At 60.7% G+C, this 14,367-nt stretch carries 15 protein-coding genes; 9 read left to right on the top strand and 6 right to left on the bottom strand.

Going from position 1 to position 14,367, the window contains the following annotated elements:
• Positions 1 to 174: 174 nt before the first annotated feature.
• Positions 175 to 819 (bottom strand): glutathione binding-like protein, encoded by a 645-nt coding sequence (locus EJA70_RS16485; RefSeq protein ID WP_095113859.1) that lies wholly within the window; start codon positions 817 to 819, stop codon positions 175 to 177.
• Positions 820 to 965: 146 nt separating this feature from the next.
• Between EJA70_RS16485 and EJA70_RS16480 the strand changes: the two genes are divergently transcribed.
• On the top strand, positions 966 to 1,523 hold the full coding sequence (locus EJA70_RS16480; RefSeq protein ID WP_158832090.1) for a cysteine hydrolase family protein: 558 nt from the start codon (positions 966 to 968) through the stop codon (positions 1,521 to 1,523).
• A 217-nt stretch (positions 1,524 to 1,740) separates the two neighbouring features.
• On the opposite strand, the gene EJA70_RS16475 is transcribed toward EJA70_RS16480, so the two are convergent.
• The 4 genes from EJA70_RS16475 to EJA70_RS16460 form a co-directional block, all read right to left on the bottom strand.
• Positions 1,741 to 1,950, bottom strand: a complete 210-nt coding sequence (locus EJA70_RS16475) for an SEC-C metal-binding domain-containing protein (RefSeq protein ID WP_008083915.1) — start codon at positions 1,948 to 1,950, stop codon at positions 1,741 to 1,743.
• Positions 1,947 to 2,441 (bottom strand): LEA type 2 family protein, encoded by a 495-nt coding sequence (locus EJA70_RS16470; protein ID WP_158832058.1) that lies wholly within the window; start codon positions 2,439 to 2,441, stop codon positions 1,947 to 1,949. Before EJA70_RS16470 ends, EJA70_RS16475 begins: the two co-directional genes overlap by 4 nt.
• Positions 2,442 to 2,553: 112 nt before the next feature.
• A complete protein-coding gene (locus tag EJA70_RS16465; protein WP_045123197.1) occupies positions 2,554 to 3,030 on the bottom strand; it encodes a YchJ family protein in 477 nt (158 codons plus the stop codon).
• Positions 3,031 to 3,034: 4 nt separating this feature from the next.
• Positions 3,035 to 3,532: a DUF6231 family protein gene (locus EJA70_RS16460; protein WP_158832056.1), complete on the bottom strand. Its 498-nt coding sequence runs from the start codon at positions 3,530 to 3,532 to the stop codon at positions 3,035 to 3,037.
• A gap of 199 nt (positions 3,533 to 3,731) precedes the next feature.
• On the opposite strand from EJA70_RS16460, the gene EJA70_RS16455 reads away from it, so the two are divergent.
• The 4 genes from EJA70_RS16455 (at position 3,732) to EJA70_RS16440 (ending at position 6,435) form a co-directional block, all read left to right on the top strand.
• The gene (locus EJA70_RS16455) at positions 3,732 to 4,427 is read left to right on the top strand and encodes an OmpA family protein (protein ID WP_158832054.1); all 696 of its coding nucleotides are present in this window, start codon (positions 3,732 to 3,734) and stop codon (positions 4,425 to 4,427) included.
• An 89-nt stretch (positions 4,428 to 4,516) separates the two neighbouring features.
• Positions 4,517 to 5,239, top strand: a complete 723-nt coding sequence (locus EJA70_RS16450) for an OmpA family protein (protein WP_158832052.1) — start codon at positions 4,517 to 4,519, stop codon at positions 5,237 to 5,239.
• Positions 5,240 to 5,402: 163 nt separating this feature from the next.
• A complete protein-coding gene (locus EJA70_RS16445) occupies positions 5,403 to 5,684 on the top strand; it encodes a DUF1145 domain-containing protein (protein WP_158832050.1) in 282 nt (93 codons plus the stop codon).
• On the top strand, positions 5,677 to 6,435 hold the full coding sequence (locus EJA70_RS16440; protein WP_158832048.1) for a collagen-like protein: 759 nt from the start codon (positions 5,677 to 5,679) through the stop codon (positions 6,433 to 6,435). The genes EJA70_RS16445 and EJA70_RS16440 overlap by 8 nt, the downstream gene beginning before the upstream one ends.
• A gap of 111 nt (positions 6,436 to 6,546) precedes the next feature.
• Here EJA70_RS16440 and EJA70_RS16435 read toward each other — a convergent pair whose 3' ends face one another.
• The gene (locus EJA70_RS16435) at positions 6,547 to 7,005 is read right to left on the bottom strand and encodes a CopD family protein (RefSeq protein WP_158832046.1); all 459 of its coding nucleotides are present in this window, start codon (positions 7,003 to 7,005) and stop codon (positions 6,547 to 6,549) included.
• 98 nt (positions 7,006 to 7,103) lie between these two features.
• On the opposite strand from EJA70_RS16435, the gene dinG reads away from it, so the two are divergent.
• The 4 genes from dinG to EJA70_RS16415 all read left to right on the top strand — a co-directional run bounded on the left by dinG (position 7,104) and on the right by EJA70_RS16415 (position 14,366).
• A complete protein-coding gene (gene dinG / locus EJA70_RS16430) occupies positions 7,104 to 9,248 on the top strand; it encodes an ATP-dependent DNA helicase DinG (protein WP_008085357.1) in 2,145 nt (714 codons plus the stop codon).
• A gap of 95 nt (positions 9,249 to 9,343) precedes the next feature.
• The gene (locus EJA70_RS16425) at positions 9,344 to 11,815 is read left to right on the top strand and encodes a beta-galactosidase (RefSeq protein ID WP_158832044.1); all 2,472 of its coding nucleotides are present in this window, start codon (positions 9,344 to 9,346) and stop codon (positions 11,813 to 11,815) included.
• 191 nt (positions 11,816 to 12,006) lie between these two features.
• Entirely contained in the window at positions 12,007 to 13,152 is a 1,146-nt protein-coding gene (locus EJA70_RS16420) for a serine hydrolase domain-containing protein (protein WP_158832042.1), read from the top strand.
• Between the two features lie 113 nt (positions 13,153 to 13,265).
• Positions 13,266 to 14,366: an OmpA family protein gene (locus EJA70_RS16415; protein WP_158832040.1), complete on the top strand. Its 1,101-nt coding sequence runs from the start codon at positions 13,266 to 13,268 to the stop codon at positions 14,364 to 14,366.
• Position 14,367 lies beyond the last annotated feature (1 nt).

The following is a 14,367-nucleotide window of genomic DNA, read 5'->3' as shown; positions in this document are numbered from 1 at the left end:
CCCAGTACTTGTGGTGAGGGGATTTATCCCCGACGGGCTGCGAAGCGGCCCTGATCCGGTTAACGCGGTCTGCCAGTTAAACCGCATTTGCAGGTTTTGCGACTGCTACGCAGCCGGTCGGGGATAAATTCCCTCGCCACAGTTTTTACTCAACAGCCTTACAAATCGGTTGGTTCAGGATTTCGGCGGATTGATTTTCTGCACCAGCGCATACGCCTTCACCGTCGCCGGGCGATCCTTGATGTGGTTGAACCAGCGCTGCACATGCGGGAAATCCTCAAGATTCTGGCTCTGCCATTTATGCGAAACGATCCACGGGTAAATCGCCATGTCGGCAATGCTGTATTCACTGCCCGCCACAAATTCGTTATCGGCCAGTTGCTTGTTCAATACGCCGTATAAACGTGCGGTCTCGTCGATGTAGCGCTTGATCGCGTAAGGGATTTTCTCCGGGGCGAACTGGCTGAAGTGATGATTTTGCCCGGCCATCGGCCCCAATCCGCCCATCTGCCAGAACAGCCACTGCAACGCCGTTTGCCGACCGCGCAGATCCTTGGGCAGAAACTTCCCGGTCTTCTCCGCCAGATACAAAAGAATCGCCCCGGATTCGAACAACGACAACGGCTCACCGCCATCGGCCGGTTCATGGTCGACGATGGCCGGGATGCGGTTGTTCGGGGCGATCTTCAGAAAGTGCGGCTGGAACTGCTCACCCTGACTGATGTTGATCGGGTGCACGTTGTACGGCAGGCCGGCCTCTTCGAGGAACAGCGAGATCTTGTGGCCGTTGGGGGTGGTCCAGTAATACAGGTCGATCATGGAAAACTCCGAAGCTGAAATGGACGTGCGTGCGAACAGCAAACGCCGGCGTCAGGTCGTCCTGTGTGCGTTCGATAGCTTGCTTAGTAGCAAGAGGTGATGCTGAACTGCGCAGAATTCAATGACCCCGCGTGAGAAAAATCGCCATGGAGCTTCAGGCCAATGCAGCACTGATCATCATCGACCAGCAAAAAGGCATCCTGCAGCCGCGTCTGGGGCGACGCAATAATCCTCTGGCCGAGGAACGGATTCTTGATCTGCTGGGGTTTTGGCGGCGTAGCTCAAGGCCGGCGATTCATGTGCAGCACCTGTCGCGCGAGCCTGATTCGGTGTTTTGGCCCGAGCAGGAAGGCGTTGAGTTTCAGCAGCGGTTTTTGCCGCAGGACGGCGAATGGCTGATTCAGAAACAGGTGCCGGATGCGTTTTGTGCCAGCGGCTTGGAGGCGCAGTTGCGTGGGGCAGGAGTCGGGCAACTGATCATCGTGGGCGTGGCGACCCATAACTCGGTTGAGTCAACGGCGCGCTCGGCGGGCAACCTGGGGTTTGATACGTGGGTGGCGGAGGATGCGTGCTTTACCTTCGACAAGGCCGATTATTTCGGAACGCTGCGCACGGCTGAAGAGGTGCACGCGATGTCGCTGGGGAATTTGCACGGGGAGTATGCGACGGTGGTCAGTGCTGCCCTGATTTTGGCAGCCGACTGATAAACCTGTGGGAGCTGGCTTGTCGGAACGCCGCATCGCAGCGATGGCGGAGTAACAGGCGACATCAATGTTGAATGTGCCGGCCTCATCGCTGGCAAGCCAGCTCCCACAGGGCCTGCAGATGTCCACAAAAAATGTGTTCAGTGCAGATCAACGGTGGCAGCGAGCCTGCTCGCGATAGCGGTGTGTCAGGCGAAGAAGGTCTTCGCCTTGAGCATCAAGCGCCGTGGCACTTTTTGAATTTCTTGCCGTTGCCGCATGGGCAAGGGTCGTTGCGGCCGACGTCTTTCAGGGCGTTGCGCACCGGTTCCTGGTGGGCGTGGCCGCAGTTCGGGCCGTGGACGTGGCCGTGGTCATGATCGTGGTGATGGTCATGATCATGATCGTGGTTGCAGTCAGGGCCATGGACATGAGGTTGCTGGGTCATCGGTATTGCTCCGGAATAAAATCGGCGGGGATTATCACGCCATTGCGCTCAAGGTGCACGTAGTGAGCGATGAATAAACCGGTTTCCATTTCACCCTGCAAGCGATAGGGGATCTGCTGGGTCGGACTTTTCAGCATTTTCACCACGTCTTTTACCTTCGGCCACAGGTTGGTGCGGATCGGTACTTTGAAATAGGCACTGCGTTTGGGTCCCACCGTGAACCAGTGTTCATGCTCGCCCTCGGCCAGCAGCATGTCTGCCAGATGAATGCGGTATTCGAGGCCGCGCACGGTCAGGTCGCTGTCGTTGGGGTTGTCGATGCGAAAGTGCAGGATGAATTTTTGTTCGAGCAGTTTGGCGCGCACCACTTCAACTTTCACCAGATGCACGGCGGGGTCGACGCTGTCGTCGCTGAACCACGAGGCGCAGCCGCCGAGGTTCAGGATCAGCATCAGAATGAAGCATTGGCAGGTGCGCCGACGACCGAGCATGGTTTAACTCCCTTTGGTGCCAGTCTAGACGCTAAAAGATCGCAGCCTTCGGCACCTCCTACAGGGTACGCAATCTCATGTAGGAGCTGCCGCAGGCTGCGATCTTTTGATCTTAAGCGCCAAAATACCCCGCACAGCATTTCTTGAACTTCTGCCCACTCGCGCACGGGCAACTGTCATTGCGCCCTAGCTTCATCTGCACCGTCGGGTCGATGAAGTACCAGCGCCCGGTGTTCTGCACAAACGAGGAACGCTCGCGATGGCTGTGCTCGCCCTGACTGTCATGCCAGCGCGCCGTAAAGGTGACAAAGGCGTGTTCCGGCTGGCCGCCGAAGACTTCCGAATGCTCCACCTCAAGGCCCAGCCAGGTGCTCTGCGCGCTCCAGTTGCTGATCGACTGGCGATCCAGGCCCGCTTGCTGGGCGGGCAGGGTGGTCGCCACCAGATAGTCGATCAGCCCCAGTACATAGGCGCTGTAGCGCGAACGCATCAGGGCCTCGGCGCACGGGGCCGGGAGTCCTGCGTGATAATGGCCGCAGCAGGCTTCCAGCAGATTGCCGCTGCCGCACGGGCAAATGGCTGTACTCATTGCATTACCACCAGTATTTGCCGAAGTTTTCCGGATTGGCCCAGAACCGTGAGTTGAGCCAGTCGGGGACTTGTTTGTATTCAAGCAGATCGTAGGTGAACAGCGTCAACACTTGATCGTCGCGCTTGAAGCGCTCGCTGGCTTGCAGGGCCAGCGAATAAAAGTCGGTTTCCTGCCAGCCACAGGCTGCCAGATCCGCCAGCACGGCGATGCGGCTGGCGTTCAAATTGCGAATCCCGCCCAACAGGTTCAGGCCATCGCGCTTGGGCAGATGTTCCAGGCAATCGACCACCAGCGCCAGGTCGAAACGCTGGGCGGCGAGCTCAACCGGTAACGCGCCAGGCGCAGCATGGGCCACGGCACAGTCCGGATGCGCCGCTTTGAAAGCGCTCAGCGCCGGAAACTCGCTGGCGCCAATCAACAACAAACGTGCCGGGGCGTAGCGATCCAGCAAAGCGGCCAACGCCTGTTGCGGCGTGCGCGAAGAAATAGCAGCGTTCATCGAAGCTCCTCAATCAGATCGCCAAGACTAGCCTGCCTGAACGCGCGGGCAAAGTGCCCTGTTCCGCTGGTTTGCGGGCAAAGCGCCAAAGTCCTGTGAACACTGTCGCAAACAGCAGTGGCCTATTGCTGGCGGAGATTAAAACTCCGGTCTTTACTCCCTGAATCGGTTCTAAGCCGATCCCTCAGGAGAAAACCAGATGAGCATAGTTCGGACAGCATTACCTTTGATTCTGCTAACCAGTGTGTTGACTGGTTGCGCAGGTTTGCAGAAAACCGACTGGCCGACCTGTGCGGCGGTCGGTGGTGTCGTCGGTGCCGGTCTCGGCGCCACCGAGAGCTCGGCGTGGGCAGGGTATGGTGCGCTGGTGGTCGGTGGTACGGCAGCGGCCTATTGCTGGGTTCACGGTGATGGCGACGAAGACGGCGATGGCGTGCCGGACAGTCGCGACAAGTGCCCGCATACGCCTAAAGGCGTGCAGGTCGATGCTGACGGTTGCCCTCCACCTGCGCCTGCTCCCGTGGTTGAAGAAGCTGTAGTGGTCAAGGAAGAAACCATCGTCATTCGTGATGTGCACTTCCAGTTCGACAAAGCCACGCTGACCGGTCCTGACAAACAAGTGCTCGACAAGGTCGCCACGCGCCTGAAACAGGAGTCCTCCACCGCACAACTGACCGTGACCGGTCACACCGACAGTGTCGGCAGCGATGCCTACAACAAGAAACTGTCGGATCGTCGTGCGCACTCGGTGGTTGAGTACCTGATCCAGCAGGGCGTACCGCGTGCCAGCTTCGTGTCGGTGTCCGGTCTGGGTGAAAGCCAGCCTGTGGCCGATAACAAATCGGCTGATGGTCGCGCGCAAAACCGTCGTACCGAAATCAAAATCGTCCGCTAGACCTCTCGCATCCGCGGCTTGTGCAGTCGCGGATGCGGGTCTTTACTCCTGTGTAACCGGTATGGGCCGGTGACACAGGAGCTTTCACAATGAGTGTTTTCTCAAGGTCCGTCTTGCCGGTACTACTGCTAGGCAGCTTGCTCACCGGTTGCGCCACCCACAGCGATGGCACTGCCCCCCTCAATCAACGTACGTGGCCGATCTGCAGCCTTATCGGCGGGCTGGTCGGTGGCGGTCTCGGCGCCATTGAAAGTGGCGGCTGGGCCGGTGGCGGCGCAGCGCTGGGGATTCTGACCGGCGGACTGATCTGTTATGCCCAGGACGGCGATGAGGATGACGACGGCGTATTCGACCGCCGCGACCGTTGCCCGGACACTCCGCAAAATACCCCGGTCGATCACCGCGGTTGCCCGCTGCCGCAATATCCAGTCACCGAAAAAGTACCAGAACCAGCGCCGCAGACTGAGGTGATTACCCTCAGCGATGCCGGCAACGTGCTGTTCGATTTCGACAAGTCCGACCTGACTCCGGCGGCGAAAGCCCAGCTCGATACGCTGATGGACAAGCTGCGCAATGCTGACGTGGTGAGCATCAAGGTCATCGGGCATACCGACAGCAAAGGCTCGGATGCGTATAACCAGGCCTTGTCGGAACGGCGCGCGAGCAGTGTTGCGGCGTATCTGCTGAGCCAGGGCCTGGCACCGAACAAACTCACCAGTGAAGGTCGCGGGGAAAGCGAACCGGTGGCCGACAACGCCAGCGACGAGGGACGCGCGCAAAACCGTCGCGTGGAGTTGCACATCAATCGTTAGGACGCGTCTGAAGGGCGCAGGCTAGAGCTGCCGGGCGGCGATCATCGTCGTTCCGGCAGCCATTTGGCGGTGCAGCGAAGTTTTTTCATTTTCCCCTCTGGCTTATCCCCCGCAGAAGCCGTTACTGTGCGCCCAAAGAATAATTCGCAACACGGGGGAGCGTATGAAACTGTTCTGGGGGCTGGGGCGTTTGTTGACCCTGCTGTTCTGCTGCGTGGTGCTGGCCAATCAACTGGTGCCGTTCGTACATCCGCTGCACCTGCTGGTCAATCTGGCCGGTGGTCTGCTGTTGCTGATCCATGTATTCGAAGTGCTGCTGTGCAATCGCAGCCTCAAAGGCCGTCCGCACCCTTGGCGTGACCGTGGCCGCATTCTGCTGTTCGGCGTATTCCACCTGCAAACCATCCCGGCCCCGGCCGCTCCGGAGGCTTCTTCCCATGCGTAAACTTTGCCTGCTCGCTGCATTCATCAGTCCTTTGGCCTGCGCCCAGGTGGTCAGTGTCGAAACCAATTCGCTGATGCGTTTGCCCAACACCGCCAGCACCTTGCAGCTGGAAAAACTGGAAGTCGCCGATTACGGCACGCTGTTGATTCCTGCCAACGTGACCGAGTTGAGCGTCGGTGAACTGCGCCTTGGTCATGAAGCGCGCATTGCGATCGTTCCGGGCGAACAGGCGCTGGACCTGAAGGTGCTTCGCGCCGAGTTGAGCGATGGCAGTCAGATCACTGCGCGCGGCGCGCCGGGCACCTACGAAAAAGCTGCGCGTGCCGGGCGCAATTTGAATCTGCAATTCAAGGCGTTGAATGCGCCGCAACTGTTGGTCGATGCCCGTGGCGGCACCGGTGCGCCGGGTTTTGTCGGTCTGGATGGCGGCAACGGTGAAGACCCGGGCTGTACGTATGGCTCGGCTGGTCATGGTTTTGATGGCAGTAACGGTAGCGACGGTCAGCCCGGTGCACCGGGTGCGCTAGTGCGCCTGGAAGTGCCACGCGAGTTTCCGGCCGATTTGATCAAGGTCAACGTGGCTGGCGGTGCCGGTGGCCCGGCGGGTGTTGGCGGTAAGGCAGGGAAGGGCGGCAAGTCCAAGGGCTGCCTGGTGTATCGCGCCGATGGCGGCAAGAGCGGCAAGGCCGGGGCGGATGGACAGCCTGGGCCGGTGGGGGCGGCGGGTGCGGTGACGGTGCAGCGCTTGTAAGCGCTTTTACTGATTGTTCCCACGCTCTGCGTGGGAACACAGCCAGTGACGCTCCGCGTCACTGGACGCGGAGCGTCCCTTGCGGCATTCCCACGCAGAGCGTGGGAACGATCACGGCCTCGCCGCAGCAATCGCCACCAGCACCAACCCCACAATCAAATTAATCCCCACTACCCGGCGAATTCGCCCCAGTACCGCCGCACCCGCCGGCCAGTCCTTCGCGTCCACCGCCGTGCGCAATTCCGGCAGCATCAACCCCTGAATCCGGATAAACAGCGCCGTCATTACCACGTACAACCCGATCATCACCTGCACATACTTCGGCGCGGTCTCAAACCCGACCTGCTGCAGATGCAACATGCCCACGCCGCTGATCGGCAACAGGATCACCGCGACCCAGACCCAGCGAAAAAAACCTTGAAACACTTCCACCCACAAGGTCAGTCGGGCAGGTCCGTCGAGGGCCTTCACAGCCGCGGGGCGCAGGACCATCCAGGCGAAAAACATGCCGCCGACCCATACTAAGGCGGACAGGACATGCAGGGGATAAACGAGGCTAAAAGGTGTCATTGGGGTACTCCGTTCTGCGCGGGATCGATTCGCGGGGTATGATAGCCGCCGAACCGAACCACTGAAAATTTATCCAGCGTTTTTGCGCCCGACACTCAATGATCAGCACTGAACTCAAAACCACGATCCAGGGCGCCTACTCGCGTTTTCTAGAGGCCAAGAGCCTCAAGCCGCGTTACGGCCAGCGCCTGATGATCGCTGAAATCGCCAAAGTCCTCGGGGATATCGACACCGACGACGAAGGCCGGCGCAGTGGCGACCCCGCAATTGTTGCGGTGGAAGCCGGCACCGGTACCGGCAAGACCGTGGCCTACAGCATGGCGGCGATCCCCACGGCCAAAGCCGCCGGCAAGCGTCTGGTGATCGCCACCGCGACCGTCGCCCTGCAAGAGCAGATCGTCTACAAGGATTTGCCCGACCTGATGCGCAACAGCGGGCTGAATTTCACTTTCGCGCTGGCCAAGGGCCGTGGCCGCTACATGTGCCTGTCCAAACTCGACATGCTCTTGCAGGAAGGCCACGCGCAAACCGCCACCGCCCAGCTGTTCGAAGAAGAAGGCTTCAAGATTGAGGTCGATGAGGCCAGTCAGAAGCTGTTCACCAGCATGATCGAAAAGCTTGCCGGCAATAAATGGGACGGCGACCGCGACAGCTGGCCCAACGCGCTGGAAGACGCCGATTGGGCGCGCCTGACCACCGATCACAGCCAGTGCACCAACCGTCATTGCCCGAACTTCGGCCAGTGCGCCTTCTACAAGGCCCGCGAAGGCATGGGCAAGGTCGACGTGATCGTCACCAACCACGACATGGTCCTGGCTGACTTGGCCTTGGGCGGCGGGGCAGTGCTTCCCGATCCGCGCGACACCATTTACGTGTTCGACGAAGGCCACCACCTGCCGGACAAGGCCATCGGCCACTTCGCCCACTACACGCGCCTGCGTTCCACCGCTGACTGGCTGGAAACCACCGCGAAGAACCTCACCAAACTGCTGGCCCAGCATCCGCTGCCGGGCGATCTCGGCAAGTTGATCGAGCAGGTGCCGGAGCTGGCGCGGGAGATCAAGGCCCAGCAACAGTTCATGTTCAGCGCCTGTGAGCAGGTTGCCGATTTCAAACCCGGCGAAGATGTCGAGGGCCGTGAGCGGCCGCGTCATCGTTTCGTCGCCGGGGTGATTCCCGAGCACATGCGCGAAATGGGCATCGAGCTGAAAAAAGGCTTTTCGCGCCTCAACGATCTGTTCACCCGTCTGACCGACCTGCTCAAGGAAGGCATGGACGGCGAGGTCAACATCGGTATCGCCAGCAATCAGGCCGAAGAGTGGTATCCGTTGTTCGGCAGCCTGTTGTCCCGCGCCTCCGGCAACTGGGAACTGTGGACCGCGTTCACCGCTGAAGACCCGGAAGACAGCCCGCCGATGGCGCGTTGGCTGACCCTGGCCGAAAGCGGCTCGCTGTTTGACATCGAGGTCAACGCCAGCCCGATCCTCGCTGCCGAAACCCTGCGCCGCAGTCTGTGGAACGTGGCCTATGGTTGCCTGGTGACCTCGGCAACGCTGACGGCGCTGGGCACTTTCGACCGCTTCCGCATGCGCGCCGGTCTGCCGAAAAAAGCCGTCACCGCCGTGGTGCCGAGCCCGTTCCATCACGCCGATGCCGGCGTGTTGCGCGTGCCGGACCTGAAGGCCGATCCGCGTGATGCCCCCGCGCACACCGCTGCGATCATTCGTGATCTGCCGGATCTGGTCGAAGGCTCGCGCGGCACGCTGGTGCTGTTTTCTTCGCGCAAACAGATGCAGGACGTGTTCGACGGCCTCGACCGCGACTGGCGCAAGCAAGTGTTCATTCAAGGCAACCTGTCGAAACAGGAAACCCTGAACAAGCACAAGGCGCGGGTGGATGGCGGTGATTCCAGCGTGCTGTTCGGTCTCGCCAGTTTTGCCGAAGGTGTCGACTTGCCGGGTGCGTACTGCGAGCACGTGGTGATCGCCAAGATCCCGTTCTCGGTGCCGGACGACCCGGTCGAAGCGGCGTTGTCGGAATGGATCGAAGCCCGTGGCGGCAATCCGTTCATGGAAATCTCCGTGCCCGATGCCTCGCTGAAGCTGGTTCAGGCCTGCGGGCGTCTGCTGCGCACCGAAGAAGACCGCGGCACCATCACCTTGCTCGATCGGCGCCTGGTCACCCAGCGCTATGGCAAGGCGATCCTCAATGCGTTGCCGCCCTTCCGTCGTGAAATATCCTGAGACATCAGTGGGCAGTTTTGCCCACTGCGTTGTCTATCTCTCTGCCATCGCTTTTCCATTGGCCTCAGTTGGTCGTTAGGGAGAACTCCGTTCTTATGATTCGCCGTTCGTTGCCTGCCGTTTTCGCCTTGATCTTCGCTGCGCCGTTGCTCGCAGCGCCAGCCGGTCAGCAGACCCTGTTCAACTTTGTGCGTCCGGCCGACGTGGTAAAGATCGCCACGGAAAACGCCGATTTGCCGCAAGCCAATGCCGAACAGACGGCTGAAGGCGAAGTGCTGCGCCGGGTAACCTTCAATCCGGTGGCCCGCCCGACTTTGCGCCTGACCCCGCAAACCGGTGCCTGGGATTGGTCGCAGTCGGGGATGATGACCCTGCGCTTGCAGAGCGCGATGAACTGGGCTGTCACCGTATACGTTCAGATCCAGAGCAATGACGGCCGCACGCTGGTCAGCCGCGTCGATCTGCCGGCAGGTCCTGCGCAGACGTTGCTGGTGCCACTGGTGGCGACTGCACCGTTGAGCCAGGGCATGAAGGCCGGCCCGCCGATGCCGATGACCGTCGATGGCCAGCGGATTTTGCTGGCCAGCAGCAGCGGTGAAATTGATCGCAGCCAGGTGGTCTCGGTGAGCTTGTCGATGGATCAACCGAAAGTCGCCCAGAGCCTGCTGCTCGAGCGTTTCGGTGTGCAGGACGGCGACTCGGTGACCCAGGCTGTTTACGGCAATCTGGTCGACGCCTACGGGCAATCGACCCGCAGCAAATGGCCGGAAAAAGTCGCCAATGACGAACAACTGAAATCCGCCGCCGCCAAGGAACAGCAACAGCTGAAAACCTGGCTGGCCGAGCGCGAGAAGTCCTCGTTGGACAAGTTCGGTGGCTGGAACAAAGGCCCGGCGTTCAAGGCCAGTGGCTTCTTCCGCACGGAAAAGCGTGATGGCCGCTGGTATCTGGTGACGCCTGAAGGGCACCCGTTCTACTCCCTTGGCGTCAACACCGTCAGCCCGGACGTCAACCAGACCTACGTGGCCGGTCGCGAGTACATGTTCGAATCGCTGCCCAAAGCTGACGAGCCACTGGCCAGGCATTTTGGCGAAGGCGATAACCGAGGTGGCAACGGCGCCGATCAGGGCCGTGGCCACGGTAACGGGCGTTGGTACGACTTCTATGGCGCCAATTTGCAGCGTGTGTACGGCGAACCGTGCAAAGCGGACAGCGAAAGCAAATCCGGCGTTGCTGAAGCGGCGAAAGCTGAAGCGGCTGAAACCGCTGCCGCCAAGGCATCAGAACCTGCCGCTGTACCGGCTGAGCCGAAGTCTGGCGTCGCCGAAGCGGCCAAGACTGAAACCGTGCAAGTGGCCAGCGAAAAGGCTCCCGCGCCGTGTAAAGCAGCAATTGATGAGTCGCAGTGGGCCAACCACACGCTTGATCGCCTGCAAGCCTGGGGCTTCAACACGGTCGGCAACTGGAGCGCGCCTGAGCTGGGCGATGCCGAGCGGGTGCCGTACACCTTGCCTCTGTCGATCGTTGGTGACTACACCAGCATCAGCACCGGCAGCGACTGGTGGGGCGGCATGCCCGATCCGTTCGACCCGCGTTTTGCCATGGCCACCGAGCGCGCCGTGGCCATTGCTGCCCGCGATCACCGTGACGATCCGTGGCTGATCGGCTATTACGCCGACAACGAACTGGCCTGGGCCGGTCCCGGCGCTGACCCGAAATCGCGTTACGCGCTGGCCTACGGCACGCTGAAAATGACCACCGACGTGCCGGCCAAGCGTGCGTTCCTCAAGCAACTGCGCGACAAGTACCGCAATCAGGCCGGGTTGTCGAAGGCTTGGGGCATTGACCTGCCGGCGTGGGAATTGATGGAAGACCCGGGCTTCGAACCACCGTTGCCGAGCCCGGAACACCCGGAAATCGAAGCCGACTTCAAATATTTCCAGAAGGTCTTCGCCGACACCTACTTCAAGACCATCTCCGATTCGCTGAAATGGCACGCGCCAAACCAGATGTTGCTCGGCGGTCGCTTCGCCATCAGCACTCCGGAAGCCGTGGCGTCCTGCGCGCAGTATTGCGATGTGCTGAGTTTCAACATGTACACGCTCAAGCCGCAGGATGGTTATGACTTCGCGGCATTGGGGGCTTTGGACAAACCGGTGTTGATTACCGAATTCAACTTCGGCTCTGCTGATCGCGGCCCGTTCTGGGGCGGCGTGACGCAACTGAGCAAAGAAGAAGATCGTGGCCCGGCCTACGCCAATTTCCTCAAGCAGGCCTTGAGCGAGCCTTCGATTGTCGGCGTGCACTGGTTCCAGTATCTGGATCAACCGGTGACCGGGCGTCTGCTCGATGGCGAGAATGGTCATTTCGGCTTGGTCGGGGTGACGGATCTGCCGTATCAGGGCTTTGTCGAGACGGTGCGCAAGAGCAATTTGCAGGCAGTTGAGCAGTTGGGGCAGGAAGCGCAGAAAGCCCCCGTGCACGAAGCCGAAGGCGGCCGCAAAGGTGAGGCCGGCAAAGGCGCGGGGGCAGGGCATGCGGGTGGGCATTCGGGGAATGGTCATTAAGGTTTGAAACGCTAAAAGATCGCAGCCTTCGGCAGCTCCTACAAAGGAACGCAATCCCATGTAGGAGCTGCCGCAGGCTGCGATCTTTTGATTTGGCTTTTTAACCGTCTGGCCCGCAGCTGTTCCCAAATCCCTCAAGGGCTGGAACAATGCGGGCCACTTTGTAGAGCGTTTTCGCGGGGGAGTTGCGGGTGCAGATTCAGGGACATTACGAGCTTCAATTTGAAGCGGTGCGCGAGGCTTTCGCAGCACTGTTCGACGATCCCCAGGAACGCGGCGCAGCCTTGTGCATTCAGGTCGGTGGACAAACCGTCCTCGACCTCTGGTCCGGTACCGCCGACAAGGACGGTGCCGAGGCTTGGCACAGCGACACCATCGCCAACCTGTTCTCCTGCACCAAAACCTTTACCGCTGTCACCGCGCTGCAACTGGTCGCCGAAGGCAAGTTGCAACTCGATGTTCCGGTCGCGCGCTACTGGCCGGAATTCGCCGCTGCCGGCAAGGAATCCGTGACCCTGCGCCAATTGCTCTGCCACCAGGCCGGCTTGCCGGCGCTGCGTGAATTGCTCGCCCCCGAAGCCCTTTACGACTGGCAAACCATGGTCGACGCCCTCGCGGCCGAAGCCCCGTGGTGGACGCCGGGCACCGGTCACGGGTATGCCGCGATCACCTACGGCTGGCTGATCGGTGAATTGCTGCGCCGCGCCGATGGTCGTGGCCCGGGTGAGTCCATCGTTGCCCGCGTGGCCAAACCGTTGGGCCTGGATTTCCACGTTGGCCTGGCCGACGAAGAATTCCATCGCGTGGCGCACATCGCGCGCGGAAAAGGCAATGCCGGCGATGCTGCCGCTCAGCGCCTGCTGCAAGTGACGATGCGCGAACCCAGCGCGATGACCACCCGTGCTTTCACCAATCCGCCGTCGGTGCTCACCAGCACCAACAAACCGGAATGGCGACGCATGCAGCAACCGGCGGCCAACGGCCACGGTAACGCGCGCAGCCTCGCCGGTTTCTACGCCGGTTTGCTCGACGGCAGCCTGCTCGAAAGCGACATGCTCGAAGAGCTGACCCGCGAACACAGCCTCGGTGAAGACAAAACATTGCTGACCCGCACCCGTTTTGGTCTGGGCTGCATGCTCGATCAACCGGACGTGGCCAACGCCACTTACGGCCTCGGCCCACGGGCGTTTGGTCATCCTGGCGCGGGTGGTTCCATTGGTTTTGCTGACCCTGAGCATGATGTCGCCTTCGGATTCGTGACAAACACCCTTGGGCCGTACGTTTTGATGGACCCGCGCGCGCAGAAGCTTGCGCGGGTACTTGCCACTTGTCTGTAAAGCGTCAATAGAGGCTCCAGGGTCGGAACCTCGACTGGTTTTTCGATTCAAATCGACTGTTTATCCGGGCGAAAGTGCTCTGATTTTTCATTACTTCATTTTGTGGATTTTCAATGTCATCTAAAAAGACCCTCGCCCTGGCCCTGTGTGTAGCGATCACCGGTTGCGCACAGACCCCGAAAAACGATGCGGACGGCGGCAGTTGGTGGCCGTTCGGTTCTTCCGACACTGTAGCCGCTAAAGAGCCGGCTCCTGCACCTTTGAAGCCAGCTGCCACTGCCCCGGTCGCCAAAACTGAAAGCAGCAGCCCTTGGTACTGGCCGTTCGGTTCCGATGATGAAGCGGCCAAGGCTGACATGAAGGCTGAAGTCGCACCGGAAGCCAAGAAACCGGTTGCCGTGGCCAAGGCTGACGCCGACACCGGTAGCAAGTGGTGGTGGCCGTTCGGTGGCAAGGATCAGCCGACCACCAAAGCCGTGCCGATGCCGGATCCGAAAGTCACTCAAGCCTGGCTTGACGACTACGAGCCGCGTCTGCGTGAAGCGGTCAAGGACAGCAACCTGCAACTCGAACGCCGTGAAAACGTGCTGGTCGTGACCGCTCCGGTGGAAGGCTCGTTCAACCCGGATCGTCCGGCGATGCTGCTGCCGGTCACCCTCGGCCCGTTCACCCGTGTGGCGAAAATCCTTGAAGCCGACCCGAAAACTGCCGTTCTGGTATTGGGCCACAGTGACTCCAGCGGTGCCGCTCCGGCCAACATCAAATTGAGCCAGGAACGTGCCCAGGCCATTGCGGCGATTTTCCGCCTCAGCGGTTTGCAGCGTGATCGCCTGATGCTGCGTGGCATGGGTTCCGAAGCCCCACGTGCGGCCAACGACAGCGTTGAAGGCCGTGCCCTGAACCGTCGCGTCGAACTGTTGGTAACCCCGCAAAACACCATGGTCGCGCTGCTGAGCAAGTACAACATGCCAGCGCCGAAGCCAGTGACCATGGTCGCCGCGCAAGACGTCAAGCCAGTGGCCAAACCGGTGACCCCGGCCCCCGCTGCAAAAAAAGCGGCTGTGCCTGCCGCGAAAAAGGCTCCGGCCAAGAAAGCCGCTGCCAAGGCTCCCGCCAAAAAAGCCCCGGCGAAGGCTCCAGCGAAGAAAACCACGCCAGCCAAAGCCGCCGCGACCGACAAGAAAGTCGCCGCTACCGATACCACCAAGAAGTGAT

The organism is Pseudomonas sp. PB103, from assembly GCF_009764635.1.
Taxonomy (GTDB): Bacteria; Pseudomonadota; Gammaproteobacteria; order Pseudomonadales; family Pseudomonadaceae; genus Aquipseudomonas.
Note: the sequence above shows the minus strand (reverse complement) of the source record. Positions and strands in the feature narration are given on the sequence as shown.

Excerpts from the sequence above, each read along its gene's own strand:
- EJA70_RS16485 (WP_095113859.1), bottom strand. The coding sequence starts at position 819 with ATGATCGACCTGTATTACTGGACCACCCCCAACGGCCACAAGATCTCG.
- EJA70_RS16480 (WP_158832090.1), top strand. The coding sequence starts at position 966 with ATGGAGCTTCAGGCCAATGCAGCACTGATCATCATCGACCAGCAAAAA.
- EJA70_RS16475 (WP_008083915.1), bottom strand. The coding sequence starts at position 1,950 with ATGACCCAGCAACCTCATGTCCATGGCCCTGACTGCAACCACGATCAT.
- EJA70_RS16470 (WP_158832058.1), bottom strand. The coding sequence starts at position 2,441 with ATGCTCGGTCGTCGGCGCACCTGCCAATGCTTCATTCTGATGCTGATC.
- EJA70_RS16465 (WP_045123197.1), bottom strand. The coding sequence starts at position 3,030 with ATGAGTACAGCCATTTGCCCGTGCGGCAGCGGCAATCTGCTGGAAGCC.
- EJA70_RS16460 (WP_158832056.1), bottom strand. The coding sequence starts at position 3,532 with ATGAACGCTGCTATTTCTTCGCGCACGCCGCAACAGGCGTTGGCCGCT.
- EJA70_RS16455 (WP_158832054.1), top strand. The coding sequence starts at position 3,732 with ATGAGCATAGTTCGGACAGCATTACCTTTGATTCTGCTAACCAGTGTG.
- EJA70_RS16450 (WP_158832052.1), top strand. The coding sequence starts at position 4,517 with ATGAGTGTTTTCTCAAGGTCCGTCTTGCCGGTACTACTGCTAGGCAGC.
- EJA70_RS16445 (WP_158832050.1), top strand. The coding sequence starts at position 5,403 with ATGAAACTGTTCTGGGGGCTGGGGCGTTTGTTGACCCTGCTGTTCTGC.
- EJA70_RS16440 (WP_158832048.1), top strand. The coding sequence starts at position 5,677 with ATGCGTAAACTTTGCCTGCTCGCTGCATTCATCAGTCCTTTGGCCTGC.
- EJA70_RS16435 (WP_158832046.1), bottom strand. The coding sequence starts at position 7,005 with ATGACACCTTTTAGCCTCGTTTATCCCCTGCATGTCCTGTCCGCCTTA.
- dinG (WP_008085357.1), top strand. The coding sequence starts at position 7,104 with ATGATCAGCACTGAACTCAAAACCACGATCCAGGGCGCCTACTCGCGT.
- EJA70_RS16425 (WP_158832044.1), top strand. The coding sequence starts at position 9,344 with ATGATTCGCCGTTCGTTGCCTGCCGTTTTCGCCTTGATCTTCGCTGCG.
- EJA70_RS16415 (WP_158832040.1), top strand. The coding sequence starts at position 13,266 with ATGTCATCTAAAAAGACCCTCGCCCTGGCCCTGTGTGTAGCGATCACC.